Annotated in this window: 17 protein-coding genes, 1 tRNA gene and 1 pseudogene; 8 read left to right on the top strand and 11 right to left on the bottom strand. The window is 51.8% G+C overall.

What is annotated here, in order from left to right; all coding sequences use genetic code 11:
- The 6 genes from Q8Q07_07890 to Q8Q07_07865 form a co-directional block, all read right to left on the bottom strand.
- Window positions 1-381: tetratricopeptide repeat protein (locus Q8Q07_07890; protein ID MDP3880204.1), on the bottom strand; the 381-nt coding region annotated here is incomplete at its 3' end.
- A gap of 236 nt (window positions 382-617) precedes the next feature.
- A complete protein-coding gene (locus Q8Q07_07885) occupies window positions 618-3,596 on the bottom strand; it encodes an SBBP repeat-containing protein (GenBank protein ID MDP3880203.1) in 2,979 nt (992 codons plus the stop codon).
- Between the two features lie 220 nt (window positions 3,597-3,816).
- Window positions 3,817-4,482 (bottom strand): response regulator transcription factor, encoded by a 666-nt coding sequence (locus tag Q8Q07_07880; GenBank protein MDP3880202.1) that lies wholly within the window; start codon window positions 4,480-4,482, stop codon window positions 3,817-3,819.
- A gap of 420 nt (window positions 4,483-4,902) precedes the next feature.
- On the bottom strand, window positions 4,903-5,475 hold the full coding sequence (locus Q8Q07_07875) for a transposase (protein ID MDP3880201.1): 573 nt from the start codon (window positions 5,473-5,475) through the stop codon (window positions 4,903-4,905).
- On the bottom strand, window positions 5,420-5,848 hold the full coding sequence (locus Q8Q07_07870) for a transposase (protein MDP3880200.1): 429 nt from the start codon (window positions 5,846-5,848) through the stop codon (window positions 5,420-5,422). The genes Q8Q07_07875 and Q8Q07_07870 overlap by 56 nt, the downstream gene beginning before the upstream one ends.
- Window positions 5,808-6,074, bottom strand: a complete 267-nt coding sequence (locus Q8Q07_07865; protein ID MDP3880199.1) for a hypothetical protein — start codon at window positions 6,072-6,074, stop codon at window positions 5,808-5,810. Before Q8Q07_07865 ends, Q8Q07_07870 begins: the two co-directional genes overlap by 41 nt.
- Before the next feature lie 1,248 nt (window positions 6,075-7,322).
- Here Q8Q07_07865 and Q8Q07_07860 point away from each other — a divergent pair.
- The 4 genes from Q8Q07_07860 to Q8Q07_07845 all read left to right on the top strand — a co-directional run bounded on the left by Q8Q07_07860 (window position 7,323) and on the right by Q8Q07_07845 (window position 9,821).
- Window positions 7,323-7,559: an AbrB/MazE/SpoVT family DNA-binding domain-containing protein gene (locus tag Q8Q07_07860; GenBank protein MDP3880198.1), complete on the top strand. Its 237-nt coding sequence runs from the start codon at window positions 7,323-7,325 to the stop codon at window positions 7,557-7,559.
- Window positions 7,540-7,986, top strand: a complete 447-nt coding sequence (locus tag Q8Q07_07855) for a type II toxin-antitoxin system VapC family toxin (GenBank protein ID MDP3880197.1) — start codon at window positions 7,540-7,542, stop codon at window positions 7,984-7,986. The genes Q8Q07_07860 and Q8Q07_07855 overlap by 20 nt, the downstream gene beginning before the upstream one ends.
- Before the next feature lie 568 nt (window positions 7,987-8,554).
- Complete coding sequence (locus tag Q8Q07_07850) at window positions 8,555-9,490, top strand: nucleotidyltransferase domain-containing protein (GenBank protein MDP3880196.1); 936 nt, start codon at window positions 8,555-8,557, stop codon at window positions 9,488-9,490.
- Window positions 9,474-9,821, top strand: a complete 348-nt coding sequence (locus tag Q8Q07_07845; protein ID MDP3880195.1) for a DUF86 domain-containing protein — start codon at window positions 9,474-9,476, stop codon at window positions 9,819-9,821. The genes Q8Q07_07850 and Q8Q07_07845 overlap by 17 nt, the downstream gene beginning before the upstream one ends.
- 440 nt (window positions 9,822-10,261) lie before the next feature.
- Here Q8Q07_07845 and Q8Q07_07840 read toward each other — a convergent pair.
- Window positions 10,262-10,824, bottom strand: a pseudogene (locus Q8Q07_07840) (tyrosine-type recombinase/integrase).
- 189 nt (window positions 10,825-11,013) lie between these two features.
- Between Q8Q07_07840 and Q8Q07_07835 the strand changes: the two are divergent.
- Both Q8Q07_07835 and Q8Q07_07830 read left to right on the top strand, forming a co-directional pair.
- The gene (locus Q8Q07_07835; GenBank protein MDP3880194.1) at window positions 11,014-11,181 is read left to right on the top strand and encodes a hypothetical protein; all 168 of its coding nucleotides are present in this window, start codon (window positions 11,014-11,016) and stop codon (window positions 11,179-11,181) included.
- Between the two features lie 110 nt (window positions 11,182-11,291).
- Window positions 11,292-11,366: transfer RNA gene (locus Q8Q07_07830), tRNA-Gly, on the top strand.
- Window positions 11,367-11,626: 260 nt separating this feature from the next.
- On the opposite strand, the gene Q8Q07_07825 is transcribed toward Q8Q07_07830, so the two are convergent.
- From Q8Q07_07825 to Q8Q07_07810, 4 genes are all read right to left on the bottom strand, one after another.
- A complete protein-coding gene (locus Q8Q07_07825; GenBank protein MDP3880193.1) occupies window positions 11,627-13,651 on the bottom strand; it encodes a fibronectin type III domain-containing protein in 2,025 nt (674 codons plus the stop codon).
- A 46-nt stretch (window positions 13,652-13,697) separates the two neighbouring features.
- Window positions 13,698-15,788 carry a carboxypeptidase regulatory-like domain-containing protein gene (locus tag Q8Q07_07820; GenBank protein ID MDP3880192.1) on the bottom strand — a complete coding sequence of 697 codons (2,091 nt, stop codon included), beginning with the start codon at window positions 15,786-15,788 and terminating at the stop codon, window positions 13,698-13,700.
- 42 nt (window positions 15,789-15,830) lie between these two features.
- Window positions 15,831-17,450 carry a multicopper oxidase domain-containing protein gene (locus tag Q8Q07_07815; protein MDP3880191.1) on the bottom strand — a complete coding sequence of 540 codons (1,620 nt, stop codon included), beginning with the start codon at window positions 17,448-17,450 and terminating at the stop codon, window positions 15,831-15,833.
- A 335-nt stretch (window positions 17,451-17,785) separates the two neighbouring features.
- The gene (locus Q8Q07_07810; GenBank protein ID MDP3880190.1) at window positions 17,786-19,303 is read right to left on the bottom strand and encodes a DUF5666 domain-containing protein; all 1,518 of its coding nucleotides are present in this window, start codon (window positions 19,301-19,303) and stop codon (window positions 17,786-17,788) included.
- Window positions 19,304-19,742: 439 nt separating this feature from the next.
- On the opposite strand from Q8Q07_07810, the gene Q8Q07_07805 reads away from it, so the two are divergent.
- The gene (locus Q8Q07_07805; GenBank protein MDP3880189.1) at window positions 19,743-20,177 is read left to right on the top strand and encodes a hypothetical protein; all 435 of its coding nucleotides are present in this window, start codon (window positions 19,743-19,745) and stop codon (window positions 20,175-20,177) included.
- 39 nt (window positions 20,178-20,216) lie between these two features.
- On the top strand, window positions 20,217-20,758 hold a 542-nt coding region (locus Q8Q07_07800; GenBank protein ID MDP3880188.1), incomplete at its 3' end, for a hypothetical protein.

Genomic DNA, 20,758 nt, shown 5'->3' with positions numbered 1-20,758 from the left:
TTTTTCGCTGCCGCTGTAAGCGGAGCCGCGAGCGGTGTATACGGCTGCTTCCTCCGGCTCGAGTGAGATAGCCTGGGAATAGTCGACAATTGCCAGGTCATACTGCTGGCTGGCACTGTAAGCGGAGCCGCGAGCGGCGTATACAGCTGCATCTCTACTTACGTGTGACCCGAGTGAGATAGCCTGGGAATAGTCGGCAATCGCCAGGTCATACTGCTGGCTGGCACTGTAAGCGGAGCCGCGAGCCATGTAGGTGCTGTCCTCGGGGCTGTAATTTATAGATTTGGATAGCATTATAATAGCTTGCTCGTAGTTTTCTTGTTTTATTGAAATTATCCCGTGGTTCAAGTAATAATTTGCGATAAGACCGCCGGCCGACATTATCGAGGCCGCCAGTACAAGAATTAAGACAAAAACTAATAATAGGCCTTTCAATCTGCTCATATGGTAACCTCTCTCTTGTTTTGCTAATTAGTTCAGCCCTAATTCATTATTACACTTGCTTACTGTTAAACCTATACGTATGTTCCTGTAATGAATGTAAATAAAATACCCAATATTATTGAATCTTACTTACGTATAACTTATGGAACCATATAATCTATTTTACTTTCTATCTAAGGAACAATTACCGGTGCGGTTTTGCCATAATTTGCCGCAAGTAAACCAAAGTCAATAATATTTACCTGACCACTTTTGTCGAAGTCAGCTCTTGGATCGTATCCTGCATAAACAGAGCTTTTACCATATGATCCTGCCAGGATGCCGAAGTCCTGGATATTAATAATGTTGTCATCGTTAGCATTACCTTCGAGTAGCGCGCCCATATTCAGGTTTGTACCAGAACTAGCTATGGCAACATTTCGTCTTACATTGACAAGAGTGTGTTCGCTGACTGCTGTGATATCGTAGTTGCCAGCTATGATGCCAGTGGCCTGCGCAACAGCAGTAGTGTCTAACCTACTTGTCGTTGGGACAAATTGATAAACTGGGGTAGCTGTCAAGACGTTGGCTCCGGGAGTAAAGAACTTAACGGTTAGCGGGATTATCCATCCGGCATCAGGCCTGCTCCCACCTTGTAAGACTACGGAGAGATTCACTGTAATACTTGACGAAGATGTTGCGGCAAATGTATTCTCAACTCCGTAAGTAATGCCATCACCATCAACTTTTGCCCGGAAATAATATGTAGCCCCCGTGCTTAATCCGGTAATATCAGAATAAAATGGCCCGAGAGTTGGAGAAGGTATTTCCTGCGGTGCCGTATTATGGGAATAAACGCCCGGGCTCGTACCCCATTCGAATGAGACCCGGGTAACATCAGCACCCCAACCTGTACCCTGGGCAGTCAGATTACCGTTTAATCTGGCGGATGTGGCAGTTATACCGGTTGCGTCTCCGGTGGTTACACTGGCGAACACTTCTCCAATTCCGGTAATGAAGGTATCCCTGGCGCCACCCTGCAAACTAGCTTGATAGGGATTCTGTGTCGGGAAGTTGCTGCTTGTCGTCTCACCGGCAATCAATACTCCACCGTGGTTATCCACGGTTATACCTCTACCGATATCGTTGCCGCTGCCGCCAAGATAGGAGGCGAATAGCATAAAGTTCGCGTAGGGATGAAGAGGATTATCTGGATCAGGCATCACGAATGGGTTGACTCTAACCACAAAAGCATCCTTCTGCCCGCCTAAAGTACTCCGGGTAGCATTTTTCACTGGAAAATTCAGACTGGTGGTATAACCGGTGATAACTGCAGTCCCGGTTTTGTAGTCTGAATAAACGTTATCAGGGTAATCATCACCAGCCCCACCAAAATATGTCGAGAAATATTGCTGATACCCAGACGGGGCTATTCTTACAAAAAAGGCATCGATGCCGCCCTGATAAGATTGATATGGGGCTACCATCATCGGAAAAGCGTCGTTGTCAGTCCACCCGATGGCATAAAGACAACCTGTATCGCAAATGCCAACCGCGGTAACGCTATTCTCACCAGCGCCACCGAGAAAAGAGCTAAAATAGAGACTCGTTGCACCTGACGAAGCCGGGATAAATGCAGCCACGAACCCATCTTGTGTTCCCCAGAACTGGTCCTGCATAGGATGCGGATCACCTTTCGTGGGGAAATCAGCGCTGGTCGTCTCACCGCCGATATATACAACTACACCCCAGTCTGCAGACAACATGGTGATGCTATTGGCAATATCCGTCCCGCTACCGCCAAGATAAGAGGAATAGATGAGGCTGGCAATACCGGTCAACGCCGGATTAATCCCGGCGACAAAGGCATCCTGCTGCCCACCAGGGGTTGTCTGAAAAGCGTTCTTTAACGGAAAGTTTGTACTCGTAGAAGAACCGGTAATATAGGCTATGCCGGTTGAGGCGTCGACGGTAAGACCATTGCCAGAATCATCCCCGCTACCACCAAGGTAAGTGGAGTAAGCCAGGTTAGTTCCTCCAGCAAGTAACCTGGTTAAGAAGACGTCTTTGCCTCCCCCGGGAGTGACCAGATAACCATTCTTCACCGGGAAATTGGTGCTAGTGGTAGAACCGGATAGATAAACGTTGCCAGATGGGGTAACCTCTATCCCATTTATAACATCATCGCCGTTTCCACCGATGTAGGTGCAATACACCAGGCTGGGAGCCCCAGATGAGGCGGTATCGATCTCGGCGACAAAGGCATCCCTGGTTCCACCCTGATAAGAACCAAGATAACCATTCCGTACTGGAAAGTCAGTGCTAGTCGTAGTGCCCCCGATATAGACGTGACCGGAGGGACCTCCAAAGACGACGCTGTTAGCCGAATCATCTTCACTCCCCCCGAGATAAGTCGAGTACGCAATTACCGGGTCTATAATCAAAGCATAGGAAGAATCATAATCCTCAGCCTCGAATCCATAGGTATTGTCACCGAGCAGTTTGAAACGGCCTTCAATCTGTACTTTTTGATTGTCTATTTGCTGATATAAATAGGGTTTCTCTTGTCTTGAATCTCCAAATGCGGTGGTAGCTACAAGCTCACCATCATCGATATTAAGTGTATTAATACCACCGTAAGCTAAGGTAATATCATTAACGCTCGCTCCGGTCTTTACTACAAAATCGTATCTCAGGAACCCACTGTCTCCGTATAACCTCAGGTCTATATTAGGATAAATATCATGGTATATTACTTCTTTATATGTGGGAAGGTTAATCTTCCACTTGGCCGGATCCTCACCTATCAAATAATTGATAACACCGATATATTTGTCTACGTATGTAACATTTGGGCTCTTGTTAGCATTCATAAAATTCAGACTGAATACCAACCTATCAGCGTTGTTGTTTGTAAGGTCAAAGACAATACCATCTCTCTTCAATAACACTGTTTGTCCTTGTCCTTTTACATAGTATGATACGTTGGCATCCACCTGCCCTTGGTTTTCTATAAACGATATTGGGAGATTGATATAATCTTGAATAGCACTTTCCCTAACCGGCTGGAGTATGCTGCTGGACTGTGATTGAGTCTGCGCTACTTGGGCATCAAAAAATGAAAGAGCCACTATAATGACAAGTGCCAAACACGCAACATAAATACGGTTCACTTTATTCTCCTGTTATCGGTCATACTAATGGTCTCATTATTAAATGGACAGACAATTTAGCCTTGAAAAAGCCGTTTACACACAGAAGAAGTAGGCATTTTACGAGTGGTTTGTCAGTTCTGTAAGTAATTATGGACGATTTGGACTTATTCCCGGTTTCACTGATTGTCTTATCCCGTCATAACCAGACGAAGAGTCATAAATTTCGATTGAAGCATTGTTACGCTTTTGTGAGCGCATTTTCTGGTGGCAAAATTCCTCGACGCTGAGAAAAGCGAATTAGATCAGACCGCGATTTCAAGCTAAGTTTACGCATAATATTAGCACGATGACTGTCTATGGTCCGTGAGCTTACATATAGCAAGTTCCCAATATCTCTGGATGTCTTACCTTGTGCCACCAATTGCATCACTTCTTTCTCCCTGTTACTCAAAGAGTCATAAGGCTCCTGAATATTAGATACAGTCTTTTCGGAATAGTCCAGAATTGCTTGCTCACTGATGGACGAGCATAGATAATGCCTCCCGGAGATAGCCTCGTAAATGCCCCGCAAGAGGTCTTCTGTAGAAGAATCCTTAACAATGTAGGACTTCGCTCCGGCTCGCAAGGATTCGATTACATAGCTCTCATCTTTATACATGGAAAGGACAACAATACCAGTCTTAGGATTTTCCTTACTTACATGTCGAGTTACTTCGAGCCCATTCATGCTACCCATCAAAAGGTCGACGATTACAACATCAGGCTCCAATTCATTAACAAGGTTAATGGCTTCCTGCCCGTCCGAAGCTTCCCCAACAACCTGGAAGTTCAAGTCTTCGAGCATTACCCGTAGAGCTTGTCTAAAAATTGTATGGTCATCCGCCAGTACGATCGTATTCTTCATTCCGTATCCCCTTCCCCTCCAATGTAATATCTTACCAGCTGTCAAAAGAGCAGATTCGCGCTGGCATGAACTCTTGCATATCCATTGCTGCTATCAGATTACGCCATATGCTCTTCATGGATGCTGTACACTAATGTAAGTATGTACCTAATATCCCATCGTCACAAACCTCCAGGGTGGGCATAAGATAAGTATGTTAGTGCTGGTCGACTAATCTAATGGGTGGTAACTTATAGAGCATTGGTGAGACCACGGAGGGGGTAATAATATACCTGAATGGTGCACGAAGAGAGTAGATAATAATAAACTAAAGTGTACCCTGTGTTGACAGTCAAAGCGGCGCACCCGAAACCTGGCAGGATCTGATTCACTCCGAGGTCTTGTCAAGAGTTGTGGAAATTCCTTCCAGCACCTTCCTTGTTAGCTCCTCGCTCCTACCAAGTCAGGCCTCTTTTCTCGCTGTAGGATACCATCTTTAAACTCGCTTCCCTCCAGTACCAGAGTCATCAAATTGGCCCCGCCGTTGAGAGTTCTCCAGTTCCGGCTTAGCCGCTCCACGATTTTGAATACCAGGTAGAGGGCGTTGTCCCGCCGCCGCATGCGTTTGGCAGCATCGGTCCTCAGCCTTACGCCGCTGAAGATGGGTTCTATCGGGTTGGTAGTCCTCAGGTGTATCCAGTGCTCCTTGGGGTAGTGATAGAAAGTGACGAAGTCATCCCAGTCCCGGAGCACCGTCTCGGCAGCCGCCCGCTGTTCTCTGCCCATGAGTTCAGCGACATACCGGTCGCGTAGGTCTTCGCACTCTTTTTGCGTTGGAGATTCGTACATCTCCCTCAATCGCCGGCGTGCTTCTGCCTGATAACGTTTCGGCAGTTTAGCCTGGACATTCGTGATACGGTGGTTCCAGCACCGCTGATGTTCGGTGGTCGGGTAGACCTCATTCAGGGCTCTCGCGGTAGCCAGGATCCATAAACAGCAACTCCTTTTCCTCATCCTCCCGCGCTCCCACAACACACAGAAGCGCCGTCTTTTCTTTCTCAAGTACAGCACCAAGGTAAACTCCGTCCTCCCAGGTATAAGCATACCGGTGTCCCCATAATGGCCGCTTTCGCGCCAGGCCTCGTATTCCTTTCCAGCGTTCTTTGAGCCTCACAATTGCATTGGGTGATAGCGCTGTCGTCTCTCCCACCAGCTCCCGGAATACCGGCTCGAAGTCCCCTGTGGCCAGCCCTTCCAGGTAAAGCTTGGTAAATAATCTCTTCGTAGTTTCTGAGGCCCGCTCATAACGTTTCACTATCTGTGACTGGAAGCCCTGCGGCGCTACCTCAGGAGGTACATCGGCTAACCCTGGGCACTCGTACCTCAATCGGCCCCAGCCCTACCGTTATCTCCCGCGGTGGATGGTAACCGTTCCGGTATCCGCGAAACTGTTTGCTGCACTGGTAGCGGAGCCTTTCCAGGAAGACGGCAACCTCCTCTTCCAGCGCTGCCACCAGCATCTCCTGTGCTCCCTTCTGCACACATGCCTCCAGAGCATCCTGTACTTCGTCCCTCTGCCCCTCTTTTCTCTTTTTCTGGTATGATGTTGCCAAGGCGTGTCCCTCCATTCTTTATTCGGATTTTTTCTCTTACTGGAAGGATACGCCTTTCTTTATCCCTGCGTCATCAATTTCCACAACTTCTATTATTAGCTCTGGTAGTCAGCTTTCCGTCTAACTGCGATACGCTAGCCTGCTGCCACTATATATGTTGCGGAAAGTGCCTCATTTCGTGAGGTCTAAAAGAACTTTTTTTGCTCTTTTTGCCTATGCCGTCTCAAGTAGTCTCTATCCCTATCGGTAAGCGGTATCCCTGCTTTCAGACTATGAGCTATTGCCACTAGGCGTTTCGGATAGCCAATCCCATGTGCTACTGCTAACCCAGGCGTCAAGTCAATCGCCCTGTCATCGGCTATCAGCTCTCCCAATTCGGTTGTATTGCCTTCACTGTCTATGACAGGCTTATTCAGGCTTTCCAGCTTGACTGCTTTCGGACATTCTCCGTATAGCCATTCCTCTTTACACTTCCGCCGTTGTGCCTTGCTACAGTTACCACAGGTTAAGCCGTTAGTGAGCTTGTAGTAGTTTCGCCAATACTGGTCTTTGACTCGGCTGGCTATCCGATACATGGCAGCTTCGGTAAACGGCTTGTGTCCGTTATTCCGCTCCACATTGGCAAGGGTGAGTATAATATCGTGAAGTAAGTCCTGTGTGTCCTCTGCCTTTGCCTTGTGAGCAAATCGGGAAGCTACCTTATAAATAATAGGTCAGCCATTCGCCCTGTAAGTGGTCATAGCCGTTACCGTTACCATTCGGTTGCTTTCGCCTTCCGTTTGACCTAGACTTGAAATGGCGGGGCTTTGAAGTGGAGCTTTGACAGCTTGCGGGCTATTGCACCACTGACAAACGCCCTGCCTCTCTTTTAGTGTCCAGACCTTACCGCAACGGCTACAATGCCCTTGATGATTGCCGTTATCGCCGTTTGGTGCTGCTGGTGCTACTGTTATCATCGCTTGACCCCCTTTGAGCTTATTTGCCTAGCGGGGCGCAAGCGTTCAGGTTCAGGCTTTGGGCTATTCAGTTTTTAAGGTGCTCACGTTCAAAAACGTGTTTACAGCTTCATCATCACACAAAAAGCGCTTTTGAGATATTTCAAGCATTAGCTAAATTCTCACCCCCTTCCCTCCGGCGGCGATTAAAAGACGAAAAACGTATGGCAGCCTTGACACCTCCATTATTAGTAGATATTTCTGTTGATATGGTATATACTATATTCTAGAAAGGATATATAGGGAGAACGTGATGAATACGTCAACGCTTTCAGAAAAGGGATGGGTTGTGATACCTCAGGACTTGCGGAGGCGCTATGGCCTGAAGAAAGGCGATAGAGTGCACGTCATTGACTATGGTGGAGTTATTTCTATCGTGCCGGCTGTTGAGACTCCGATTAAAGACTCGCTGGGTATGCTGAAAGGGAAGACGTCCCTGATCAAAGAGCTGGTAAAATCAAGGCGGCAAGATGCAGAACGCGGTAAATAGCTTGCCCCAGTCCGGTGAATACGTTCTTGACAGCTATGCTCTTCTTGCCTATCTGGAGGCAGAACCTGGAAGTGACCGCATCAGGGAGCTTCTTGAAGCTGCGAAAGATAGGAAGTGCCATCTTTGCATGTGTGTGGTTAACATGGGTGAGGTTATGTACATAGTAGAGCGTGAAAGGGGTCTCCCTAAAGCCCAGGAGACTTTGGGCCGGATTGACGAGTTACCTATCGAGATTGTGAATGTAGACCGGCCCCTTACCCTGGCCGCTGCCCACCTGAAAACGGATTATCCTATAGCTTATGCTGACTGTTTTGCTGCTGCCCTCTCACAGCTTAAAGATGCCACCCTGGTTACGGGCGATCCCGAGTTCAACAAAATCAAGCCGGACTTTAACGTGCGCATAGAATGGCTTGCTAATCACGGATAGCGGCTGGCGGTCCTGAGGAGAATCAGCCCGATGAGGCTACCATATTAGGGTGGTATAGAGACAACCCTGATTATCCGGAGAAGCTACATACCGTAGGTTCTCCCCGGGCCGGTTGAATATTTCCAGGAATGGTGTGCTTCGCATCCGCGCCAGGCCAGTGATTTCAGGGAGCTCGCTCTCCTGAAAACGAGCGCGGAGTCCCAGTCCGGTGGATTCAGGCCACAGGAGTATCCTGGCCAACCGGGTAGAGCCGCTGCACCCATTTATTTTCCGCAAGTTCAACCTGCTATCAACAATAACCCCATTGAGCAGTCGTTTGGAGTTATGTGCCAGCTAATGTTCCTGGCCATGGCAGGCTTTTTTGCCCGGCAGTGTGTCGAAATAGCCAAATCATAGCTTGCTGAGGTTCCCCCTTCATAATCGCTCGTGACTGGTACGCGCGGCAAGAAGCCCGTCTGTGAAGTGCTATTGAGTTTCGTTGCTCAGCAACGATTAATGTGTCACCTAAGTTGTTGCTTTGGTCGCAAAGCCTTGACGAAACGTAACCTAAAGAGTTACAATTGTAACCATGGCGATTACATCATTAAATAACAATATTCTTACTGCAACCCTCTTCGGCAAGTCACGACGGGCGGTTTTATCCTTGCTCTATAACCGTGCCGATGAATCATTCTACTTGCGCCAGATTGCAAGTATCACTGGTATCGGCTTAGGGCCGATACAGAGAGAGCTAAAAAACCTGACGGATACTGGTATCATCATCCGAGAAGTACGGGGCAAACAGGTCCATTTTCGTGCCAACGTACAGTGCCCTATTTACAATGAGTTGAAAGGCATAGTGCGAAAGACCTTCGGTGTGGCTGATGTTATCCGGGAATCATTAGCCCCAATTTCAAAGAAGATCGAGGTGGCTTTTATCTTCGGCTCCGTTGCTCAAATCGCAGATACTAGAGCCAGTGACATAGATGTCATGATAATCGGAGAGGTTTCCTTTTCTAGTGTTTCGTCTGCCATCTCCCAGGCGGAGAAGCTCATCCAGAGAGAAATAAACCCGGTAGTCTACCCTCCCGCCGAGTTCAAGCAAAAAGTAAAAGAAGACCATCATTTCGTAAAGACTGTGCTCGAGAATGAGAAGATTTTTCTGGTAGGTAATGAAGGTGAGCTTCAAAAACTGAAAGCCAGTGCAAGTTTAATTCAAACATATAGCTTTCCTGTGTCTAAAGCTAAACTGGCTGAGTTTTGTCGCCGACACCATATAAAAAAGCTGTCTCTTTTCGGTTCAGTGCTGAGGGAGGACTTCCGCCAGGACAGTGATATTGATATGCTGGTAGAGTTTGAACCCGGGCACGTTCCCGGACTTTTTGGACTGGCGGATATGGAGACTGAGCTTTCCGCATTATTAGATGGGCATAAGGTAGACCTGCGCACACCGGCCGACTTGAGTCGCTATTTCCGCGACCGTGTGCTAAGAGAAGCTGAGGTGCAATATGCCACCACCCGATGACGCTACCCGTCTACATCACATTCTGGATTCTGCTCTTAAGGCCGTTCGGTTCACTAGCGGGAAGAGCCGGGACGATTTAGACTCGGATGAATTACTCGCCTTGGCGCTGGTTCGCTTGCTGGAGGTAATCGGTGAGGCATCCACCGGCGTGACGGAGGAATTCCGCACCAAGTACCCGGAGATTCCGTGGCGCCAGATGGCGGACACGCGCAATCGCTTAATTCATGGCTACTTCGATATCAATTACGAGCTAGTCTGGGAGACGACCGCCCGTGAGCTACCCCCGCTTATTGCCAAGCTTGAGAAAGCGCTTGCCCAAGAAGGACTATGATATCTCACCACCAAGACCGTGCATCGCTCACAATCTGGAGCACATGCTCATTATTTGGAGCGATACCGGAACACAATTAATGGACCAACTCGGACCAAGGGCGACCACCTTTCTCTTTCCATTCCGACCTAGCAGCTTCAATCATAGTTAACAGGTTCTTCATCCTCACAATCTTCCAGTCACTCGCGTATGCCATCAGTTACTACGTCGCTCAATACCATCTGCCTTCTGTCAGCCTCGACCTTCAGTCTTATATAGGGATCCTCATCACGGAAGAGTACTGTCAACTTTCTTTTCATGCCCCGGCAGTGTGTCGAAATAGCCAAATCATAGCTTACTTCTGAGGTTCCCACTTCATAATCGCTCGTGACTGGTACGCGCGGCAAGAAGCCCTTCTGTGAAGTGCTATTGGATTTCGTTGCTCGGCAACGATTAATGTGTCACCTTAATTGCTGCTTCCCCAGGTTCAAGTTGTCGACCGGGCTGGCAATCGTGTGCGCTCTCTTCACATCAACGTCGGCTAACTCGCAGTAATGACAGGTCATCTCCAGGCTCGAGTGCCCCAGCAGTCTTTGCAAGTTGAACACATCTCCGCCGTTTCTCAGGAACATAACGGCTCCCGTATGCCTTAATGTATGAGGGGAGCACCTGACACCTTCGATACCGGCCCTTTTACCATATTTCCCCATCAGCTTTTGGATTCGGTTCTTGGTCAGCGGCCAGCCGTCCTTGGTGAGAAAGACAAGGTCGCACCTGGGGTTAGCCGGCTGAGGTCGGTATCGGTTGACATAATTCCACAAAACACGCTGACTGGCTTTGCCAATCGGAATCAGGCGCTCTTTCCTGCCCTTCCCGAAGACTTCAGGACACCCTCGGCTAATCTGACATCCGGTAGTGTCAGGCTTGTCAGTTCCGAGACCCTGAGTCCGGTATCGAGCAAAACCAGGATTATTGACATGTCACGATAGCCCTCCGGGGTTGAGGTATTGATGACGCTGAGCAAAGTCTGGAACTGGGGATTGGAGAAGGTAGGTATAATTTTTCTTGGCGGCTTAGGGATTCTTATTTTGGTGAAAGGATTACGGTCAACTATCTCCTCGGAGAGGAGTCATGACCAGAATGCCCTTATCGAGCGGAGATAGCAATTTACGGTGTGTTCGCTGAGTCTGCCTTGCTGGGGTTTAGCATAGGGGTGGCTACTAAACCGGTTTTTTTGCTGCAGATGCACAATGAATGTCCTGATTTCGCTGACGCCTATATCAGCGGCATCTGTAGACAGTCCCTGGCTAGACAAGAATTCTTCCAGGTATCTTACCGAACTCCTTACCATCTCTATCGTTTTAGAGCTCTTGGCTTCTGACTGGGCGCAGAGGCGGTAGCCACCAATAAGACTGGAGAGTTCGGTTTTTGACGAAGCAGGCACCCCTCTTTGACAGGCATGGGATTTAGGGCTAAAATAGATACGATTTTGCGGGAGTAACTCAGTGGTAGAGTTCCTGCCTTCCAAGCAGGCTGTCGCGGGTTCGAGTCCCGTCTCCCGCTCCACTCTTTTTTGTATTGCCAACCCCCAAATATTCCCTGATTTGGTGGGTGAGTCGGGTTTGGAGGGTTCGTTTCCAGTCCCCTGCCTCTATGTCTGCAGATACTCCCAGCATGTGCCGGGTTAGGGTTTTATGGAGCTGTTTCCGGATAAAGAGCAGGCGCTGGACTTATGCCAGCGCCTGCTCTTTTCTGTACCCCCTCCTACTCACCCTCATTATGCTTTGAGAAGTTTGAGAAATTCTACACTCTCTAAAAGTTGTGGATTATTTTGCCATTTGCCCGGCTCCCTTTTTCTTTATCAGGAACACAGCCAGACTGATGACGACAACCGCCGCGGCAACCAGTCCGCTTATCAGAATCCAGTTGGTGCCAGCGGATGGCGCCTCAGGAGTGGGCGCCGACTCTGCCGTTGTCGGAGACGTTGGCGTCGCAGGTGCTGCTGGTGTGGTTGGCGTCGTGGGTGTTGTCGGTGTTGTTGGCGTAGTTGGCGCCGTCGGTGTTGTAGGAGTTGTAGTCACCGCGGGCGATGTTACCTTTGCCAGGATACCAAATAAGGTGAAGTGGCTTACCTGTGCCGAAACAGTGTTTGCTCCGGCATCTACGGTGGACTCCAGCATCATCCACTGTGTACCGTCCCAGAAGGCGATGACCAGGTCATCCACAGATGCTCCCGCCGGTAGCTCCGCCGGGTCGAATTCCATCGTCAGAGTGATGGGCGGATTGAAGGTGGCGCCAGTCGGTCCCAGGTTCTCTATACTGACCAGGATTGCTCCCTGCGGCGCTGGCGGTTTGGTGGCCGGATCACTGAAGGTGAGAGCAGTAAGCGGGAAACCGGATGATGACTTCATTACGGTACCGGCCGGGATGTCAAGGAAATATTTCTTGCCCGGGCCGGAATTGCTCAGCCTGACCTTGTCCTTTGACTTGCCCGAATCGTCCACTTCCAGGTCTTTGTCAGCGGTCATTCCGGTGAGAGCAACTGTGGTTATAACCCCACCACCGCTTCCACTACCACCGCCCCCGATGATAGGGCCCGTACCATCTCCGTTGGCGGTCTGCTGAAGAGTAGTAAAGCTCCCCTCCGCCCCAAACACCGTTCCCGCGGCGCTGCTTGCTTTCGTCCTGTAGAAGTATGCGGTATTTGAGGTCAAGCCGGTGAGGTTTATCATAAAAGTACCGGTGGCTGTTTTTGCCTGGGTGGCTGTTGTGTTGGGGTAAGGTCCGCCGGCGGTTGTGCCCCATTCAAAAGATAAATTCACCGGCGTGGCTGTACCCAGACTGTTCAGGTTGCCGTTCAGCACGGCGGAAGTGGTAGTAACGCTGGTGGCAGCACCGGTTATAACCGTAGCCGCTACCACCGGAGCCGCCGGTGTGGTCACCGTCACCGGGACCGAAGCCGAGACTGCCTCACCGGCGTCATTGAATGCCCTTACCCGGTACATGTAGGAAGTCTCCGGCTGCACCGAGTTATCATCATAGGTGCGGTCAGTGGCCCCCACACGGTCGATTTCGTTAAAACTGACACCGGCATCATCGGAACGCTCGATGATGAAGCCGGTCACGGTCTGTCCGGGAGATTCCCAGGTCACCGTTACCATGTTATGGTTAATGACGGGTGTGGCGAGATTAGTCGGCTCATCGTCATCATCCGGCGGCAAGGTCGATGGATCAATGACGTATTCTACGGTTACCGCGGAACCCTCCATGATACCCAGGTGGATAGCGGTATCCATAAGGATATTGAAGTCTACCGGGTCACCAACCGCCGGTGTGACCGTCCATGTATCCATTCCGGCGGTGGTCACCGTACCGTTAAAGAGGAGCGCGGTGCTGACGATAGCCGCACCGGCCGGAGCGGTGTCGACTTTCGTGATGAACTGGGCGACAATCGGGCCTTCTGTTAGCGCCCTCTTGCCGACCACCCTCACCGGGTCCCCCGCCGCCGGCGCACCATCTATTATCGTCCGGCTCCCGGACGCTTCGTAGACATGTATCGCCGGGGTGCCGATTTGCCACTCGCCGTTGGCTTCGTCCAGTCCGCTGACGGTACCGCCAATCACGAACAGGATAACAGTCGAGTTCGGCAGGCCTTCCTGAACATCAGTGTCGTCAGGCACTATCGTGCCAGCCGACCGCGGCGTCAGGACGTGCTCCTCCTGGGCGAAGATTTCGATAGCATCAAAGCCCAGACTGACCTGTCCCGCCGCCATTGCCGGTAACGATACCATGACCAGTAAGGCTGCCAGCAAGCCCGCGAAAATGTTCTTCAGAGTCCTTTTCGGTTTCATTTGTTGTACCTCCCCTGTCTCAATAAATCGGACTAACCGGTTCTTGCTATACTCCCATATCCATAGGGTTCAATCTTCTCCCTCTGAAGAAGCCGATTTCCTCATTAGCTTCGTCTACCCTCACTTCCATAGACGGCGGCGAGTAGGCGTAGGCGGCGTTGGATGGCTGGTCCGGGTCCTCGTCCGGAAGCCCGGCGTTGCCGATATGAATGTTGCCGGGCGTCACCGTATAATCGCCGTCAGCCATGCCGACGAAATAGAAATGGCCTTCGTCATCCGTCATCACCACCCTGCTGGTGTCCCCATTCAGATTTACCATTACCTGGGGGATACCCACCGCGGCTCCCCGGGAACTGACCACGGTGCCCGAAATCACAAACTCCCCTTCAACCTGTGTTCCCGTGAAGTCCTCCCCTGCCTGGTTAGCTCCGGCCACCGGCACGCCTCTGCTTGCTGGAGTGAACAGGAAGCCTGCCAGGGAAGGCGTAACCGTATAAGCGCCGTCCAGCAGTCCGGAGAAGCGGTAGTTACCAAGATGGTCTGTCACCGTAGTCTTGCTCACCGGTTGCCCGCCCTCGGTCGTTCCGGTCAGGGTTATGGCCACCGCCTCCATCGGCACACCCTCAATTGAGGTGGTCGTGTTGCGCACATTGCCGGTTATGGAGTAGCCGATATTGATGGGAATTTTAGCGGTAAAGATTACCCTCTGGGCGTTGGCATCTCCCTCCACCTGGGCCTCATTGTCAACGAAGTTAACGTAGGCGAAGTCGTTAATGGGGCTATCCACTTTAATCAGGGCATCAAAACGGCGCGCTACGCTCTGGTGAATATGCTCCCCGGCAGGGACGACATAAGCGTGGTTGAAGCCGTAGGGTTCTACCCCCAGGGCGCGTCCGTCCCAGGCGATGATGGTTATAGGTACCGGAAACGTGGTCTCAGTACAATCATAGGCGGCGTCAAGCATGCGCACCAGGATGGTCTGGCCGACCTCGGCTTCGATGGAGACCTGGACGCCGGAGACGCCGCTCATCAGCGCCGGAGGGATGACAATTCCGGTAGGGATCTCCGCGGTCCCGTATTTATGGCCCGGCACCGGTACCCCGGTGACAAACCAGTAATCGGCGTTGAAGTCATTAAAGGAGAAGAATTTACTGTCATCAACCGTACCGCCGCCGGCGTTGCCCCGGAAATTATCGTTGTAGCCGGGAATGCTTCCGTACTTTGGATAGGTTGTCCGCGCGTCCGGCGCCAGTTCGCTCCAGCGCGAGTCACGGTCATCCACCACCCACAGCGCCTCTACGTCAAACGGGACGGTCATGGCATGAGGGTCAGTGGCAAACTTAAGGTAGTCGGGAAGAAGGATGTTTCCGGCCTCGGGATCATCCTCATCAACCGGGTTGCCGTTAAAGCCCGGAAAGCTACCGGAAAGGTCCTGCAGGTCCAATACGGAGGTCCCTCCAGTCGGCATGACCCTGGTCAGGTTGCAGGCAATCCTGCGCTTCCTGTCCCGGCCTGCCCCGATGGGGATGGTCGGGTCCCAGAGAGTAGCGAAATAGGCATCCGGCGGGTCAATGAGCAGCGCCTGGTATAGCCCGAACTCGAAGTGCTGCACCGTGTTGCGGTGGCAGTGGCAGAAATAGAAGCCGATGAAATTGGGCTGGAACTGGTAGATGTAGTTACCTATTTCCATAGAGCAATGCCCCACGCCATCATTCATGGGTGTCGGCTCCATGCCGTGCCAGTGGATGGTGTGCGGCGGCGGCCCGTGCCCGTTGGTATCACCATGAAAGATGACGCCCCTGGGTACTCTGATAGTGGCTCCCGGGAAATTGCCGCCACCGGTGGCCGGGTTATCCTTATCCCGGAAAAGGAAGAAATCAAGTTCCTTTCCGGAGGTAGCGAAGTCCCAGGCGGGAACCTTCACTCCGTGCATCAGGTCCCGCTCCACGGTATGGGGAGTGCTCGGCTGGCTCTGGTAGCCGAACATGGCCATTACCTCCGGGACGGGGTTATTGGGCGCCACCATGTCCGGCGTGTCCGGGTTCTCTTTGGGCGGGTCCCACATCTTGGTGAACATCCCCTCCATGTGAAGAATGGAGTGGCGGTGTATATGATTTGCCGGATTTGAAAATGACATCTTTTTTTCTCCTTTCTATCCGTTACCGGATAGAGTTATTTCCTAGTGACCATCATCGTGCGGAGGAGCGGCCGGATGTGTTCCTTCAATCTCGCAGCCGCGGTAGTTCCGGAACATGATCCAGAAGTCCTCCTCCATGGGGAAATCCAGATGACCCTCCGTATTCCGGTCTCCGGTGAAGTAAATGCCGGAAATCAGGCCGGTGTTGTAGTTGCCGCCCTGGGAGGTCTGGCTGGGCTCGGAATGGTCGTGCATGGGGTAGCACAGTGGTGAAAGCCGCTGCGCCAGGTCAATCTCCTTATCTATCACGGGCTGGCCGAAACCATCGAGCACCACCTGCCCGTGCATGTCATAGACGGGCCTGAGAGCCGTTTCCTCTCCGATATCAGGGATATAGGTGTTCATCTCTTGAAGCGGCGGCCAGCAGGTGCCAAGGGCGGGGTCAGGGCGCCCGATGCCTCTCTGGTTGGGCACGTCCGGCGGCCTCATGAAGGGTACGACATAATCCACCCGGTCCATGGGGTGAACATTGAAGACATCCACCCAGATGGGGTTCTCCTGCACTGCCTGGTTAACATCGGTCACGTAGAAATGGTTGGCATGCAGGTGCATTGAGTGCAGCCACAGCCCCGCGTTGAGGATATAGACCACCGCCGGCTCGCCCACGCGGCCCATGGGAGTGACGTAGGCGCTGTCATGGGCGAAGAAGCCGGACTGGCCGTTGACGGTGAAGTACTGGGGCTTGTAGGATACCGCTTCGATCCCGCTTGAGTGAGCGTTCTGGTTGTTATTCAATACGAAGTCGCCCCGCAGGAACTTATCCATGAACTCCTGGGCGGGATAGACAGCTCCGTTGGTGTCGTAATAGTCTCCCACCTCGGCGAAGAGCCGGGGGCTGGCCTGGTGCAGCAGCCACAGGTAGTGCCGGAAAGGGGTAGCATTGGGCATATCCACCGTGCCATGCTCGGGGAAAGCGTTATTAAGTGCCCAGGGGGTAGCGTCACCCTCCTCCCAGGCCAGGCCGGGGAACACATCCGTGCCGAATGAGTCGAATAGCGCCTGAACATTGGGTGTGGGATTGTCGTAGGGGGTCAGGTTATGCCCCGGCGCTCGCTCCGCCTCAGTGGGCAGGATGATGACGGCTCCGTGCAAGCCCATCATCCGGTTCACCGGTTCATTCAGGTTGTCATAATAAAGAAATGCGCCGCACTGGGTGGCAGTGATATCGTATTCCCGGCACTCTCCCGAAGGAATAACGTCGGGTACACTGTTAAGACCAAGCCCCGGGATAGAGAAAGCGTGAGGCTCGGGCAGATCATTGGTTATCTTGATGTGAATGGTATCGCCTTTGGTGGCCATGATGGTAGGACCGGGGCACTCCGGCAACAGGTTAAGGCTGGGATTACTGCCAGCCCCGTCGGGGTCAGGGTCTACGCTCTGGAAAACCCATAAGTAGCACTCGGCCGTGTTGACGGCGTTGTGGGTGTGCATCTCCTTGATGGCATCCGTGATGTGAAAGTCCAGGGTCTGGACGGGGACAGCGGCATAAACCGTGTCCTTAAAGACCCAGTTCAGTTTACTACCCACCACCAGAACAGCGATACTGCCTCCGGCATACTTAAAAAAGTCCCGCCTGCTTATCGCGCTCTTTGCAATTGTCATCTTTCTTTCCCTCCTTCTTTGAATAAATGACTTCCGGCAAACGCCGGTATTCTGGCTTGATACCGTTTGTTTTCACATCTTGATACTATTTGTCCTCCATATCGATACTATTCATTCCTATACCTTTATTATTGACCATACGCCCCCCCCCCAGAAATACGTAGTAATACTGAGCAGGCATGGAGTACCGTACGTATTCCCTGCCTGTATATAGCAGGCGGGTAAGCCGTTGGAGATAGGATGTTCTTTTTAATACCCTGTGCATTTGAGACTCTACTTAACGGAAAGGGCGGCCCTAAGACCGCCCCTTCGCTAACCAGTTGTATTACGCCGAGTTAATTCTTGAGTGCTTTCGCGCTCTGGACCGATATCGCTGAGAGGATGTTGCCCGGCGTGATGTCGAAAGTGACGACTACCTCGATGCCGGTAGCCACACCCGCGCCGATGACGGTGGCAGGGCTAACCTGGAAGGTCTGTCCGGTGACCATCATGGATGTAGCGCTCAGGGACTGTACGATGCCTTTAAAGGTGAAAGCCTGTACCTTGGTATCGGGCTTCTTGATTTGCAGCGCCAGCAGCGAGCCGCCGGGCTGGATGACGAAGTTGACCTGCACCAATTTACCAATCTTGAGACCTTGCTCAATGACGGTATTGGCATTGGTCTTGAAGATGTGCCCTCCAACGGCGTAGGCATCAGGCGCAATGGCCTGCACCATGCCGATGAGCTCGAAACCCGAATCCTCGATATGTACTGCCTCAAAAGAGCCATCCGCCTTGATGATAAACTCAACATTGGCGTTAATGCCCACAGCCAGTCCTTCGTCAATTTGCGTTGTCGCAGTCACGGCGAAGGTCCTGCCGCCGACAACCCAGGCAGTCGGGCTTATGGACTGGATCGGGCCGGCCAGATACAGGTTCTCGCCTTCATCAATTCCGGCGGTCTCCACCTCTTTCGCCAGCAGGGTTCCGTCCGGTTGGACGACGAACTCGACCTTAACCAGTATGCCTGTAGCCAGTCCGCTGTCCAGGATAGTGTTAGCGTCAATGGTAAACTTTCTGCCGTCCACCATTACGGAGGTCGAATCCATAGCCTGGATAGGCCCTCCAGCGGTGAAGTCCTCTCCAGCGGACGAATCAGGTGCGTCGGTCTCTATTGATTTTGCCAGCATGGTGCCGTCCGGTTGGAGAATGAATTCCACTTTCGCCATCACACCCGCCGCCAGTCCCTGGTCCAGCATGGTACTGGCATCAATCTTGAAGGTCTTGTCACCGAGAACAAGTTCACTGCTGCTGATAGAGGTGATGACGCCAGTCATAGAAAAGTCCTCGGCGATGTCATCCGAAGCCGGGGTTTCAATCTTGGTGGCGAGCAGCGAACCGTCAGAGAGCTTGATAAACTCTACTTCAGCCTGGACGCCAACCGCCAGTCCGGTGTCCAGCATGGTGGCGCTGTTCACTTTAAATGTCTTACCACCGACGACCCAGGCTTCCGCCCCCATCGACTCGACGGCGCCGCCGAAATGGAAGTCCTCAGTTCCCTCCATACTTGAGGATGAGGTGGATGACTTCTGAATCTGGACGAGCTTGGGATTGTCATCACCGACCTCAATCTTGGCCTCTACTTTCTCACCAATCATGCTGCTGGCATCGTCAGCCTGCTTTTCGGCCTGGACATGGAGCCTGGTACCATCTTCGAGGGTCAGCACTACATCCTGCCCATCTACAGCCTGTACCACCGCATTGATATCCTCGGTGGTGACCCCGGACTGACAGGCGGGCAGCAGCGCCAGGAAGACCGCTCCCACGGTCAGCGAGGTGAACAGGGTCCGTAATCCTTTTTTCTCACGTGTCATTTTTTGTTTACCTCCCGGAAAATTCGTTATATTTTTAAGTTTATCGCACCGGAAGGGCGGGAGTAATACGTAAGCCTACTTAGTTCAGGTAATGTTTTCTACGTACTTTTGAAGCTAATCAGGCGAGCGTGAGGTATGCTAGAGTAGTGTCTTAGAAATAAGTTGAATAATTCTTCTCCCTTTCGTAAAGAGCTTGCCCCGTACTTGATACGGGGGAGATTGAGAGGGATTTCGAATCTCCCCGTTCTCCTCTTTCTATTGAAAAGCGAAACGACTTTATCAACGTATTTCCGAGACTGGGCACTGGTACTTAGTTTCGTAACGAGTTGTCTTATGCGCGCCAGTGGTTCGACAAGCTCACCACGAACGGCGCGCAAACTGGTAATACTGACCGGTAATGGAATAGAATAGAGTAATGGAGAGAGGTCAGCGGTCAGGAATGGGAGGGAAACCAGGCGCAAATATCATACCGGGACTGCTTGCCTTCATTGGCGTGTTTATTTTATTCACCGTGTCCTGCACGTCCGGTCAGGCTATGGACAATCTTCCTCCGCTCAACTCATCTGAAAAGGGTCACCCCAAGCTGGACTCCCGGCTAAACCAACTGGTTGATGCCGAAAAGCGTGGCGAAGCCGCCTCATTTGCCGGACAGAGTGGTATTGAACTGGTAGATGGAAAAGTCAGGGTAATTATCGAAGTGGTGCCCGGCCAACTGGAGACGGCAACCGGGGCAGCTACCGATGCCGGGGCTCAGATAGAGACCAGCTACAATGACCTTTTGCAGGCGGTGGCGCCGGTAACCAGCCTGCCGACTCTCGCTGATGAGGAAAGCGTCCGGTTCATCCGGTTACCCTTGCCTCCGTCATATAACTGACGCTGATGACAGTTGCAGCTATCGGGACATGAGAATGATATGCTAAAACGAATTAAGGCAGTCCCCGGTCTAATTCTCATTATTGTGTTGCTCCTCAGCAATGTTCTCTCCTTTGCGGAGCAGCCGGTTACGGCGGCCGCCGGGGATGAAGAGCCTGACCTGCCGCCTATCGTGCTGCCGGAGAAAGGCAACCCCAAACTGGACTCCCGTCTGAACAAGATGGTCGCCGGCAAGACCGCAAGAACCGCCCCGGGCTTCGCCCGCGAAGACAGCGCTGTTTCAGCCAATGAGAAGGTCAGGGTAATTATTGAGGGCGTGCCCGGGCAGCTTCAAGCCGCCGCCGAAGCGGCCGGTAATGCCGGAGGCAAGCTGGAGGCAAGCTATAAAAACCTGTTACAGGTAGAGGTGCCGGTTACCGCCCTGACCGGACTGGCCAATGCTCCCGCTATACGCTTCGTGCGTATGCCCTGGGAGCCGTTAATGGATGAGGCTATCGTCAGCGAGGGTGTGCCCTTGATAAACGCTGATGACTGGCAGACTTCCGGCTATGATGGAACGGGAGTGAAGATAGCTGTCCTGGA

The organism is Dehalococcoidales bacterium (assembly GCA_030698765.1).
GTDB lineage: Bacteria > Chloroflexota > Dehalococcoidia > Dehalococcoidales > UBA2162 > JAUYMF01.
Note: the sequence above shows the minus strand (reverse complement) of the source record. Positions and strands in the feature narration are given on the sequence as shown.

Bases quoted from the DNA above. Each gene is read 5' to 3' on its own strand.
- Q8Q07_07880 (MDP3880202.1), bottom strand. From the start codon at position 4,482: ATGAAGAATACGATCGTACTGGCGGATGACCATACAATTTTTAGACAA.
- Q8Q07_07875 (MDP3880201.1), bottom strand. From the start codon at position 5,475: ATGAGGAAAAGGAGTTGCTGTTTATGGATCCTGGCTACCGCGAGAGCC.
- Q8Q07_07860 (MDP3880198.1), top strand. From the start codon at position 7,323: ATGAATACGTCAACGCTTTCAGAAAAGGGATGGGTTGTGATACCTCAG.
- Q8Q07_07855 (MDP3880197.1), top strand. From the start codon at position 7,540: ATGCAGAACGCGGTAAATAGCTTGCCCCAGTCCGGTGAATACGTTCTT.
- Q8Q07_07850 (MDP3880196.1), top strand. From the start codon at position 8,555: ATGGCGATTACATCATTAAATAACAATATTCTTACTGCAACCCTCTTC.
- Q8Q07_07845 (MDP3880195.1), top strand. From the start codon at position 9,474: ATGCCACCACCCGATGACGCTACCCGTCTACATCACATTCTGGATTCT.
- Q8Q07_07825 (MDP3880193.1), bottom strand. From the start codon at position 13,651: ATGAAACCGAAAAGGACTCTGAAGAACATTTTCGCGGGCTTGCTGGCA.
- Q8Q07_07820 (MDP3880192.1), bottom strand. From the start codon at position 15,788: ATGTCATTTTCAAATCCGGCAAATCATATACACCGCCACTCCATTCTT.
- Q8Q07_07815 (MDP3880191.1), bottom strand. From the start codon at position 17,450: ATGACAATTGCAAAGAGCGCGATAAGCAGGCGGGACTTTTTTAAGTAT.
- Q8Q07_07810 (MDP3880190.1), bottom strand. From the start codon at position 19,303: ATGACACGTGAGAAAAAAGGATTACGGACCCTGTTCACCTCGCTGACC.
- Q8Q07_07805 (MDP3880189.1), top strand. From the start codon at position 19,743: ATGGGAGGGAAACCAGGCGCAAATATCATACCGGGACTGCTTGCCTTC.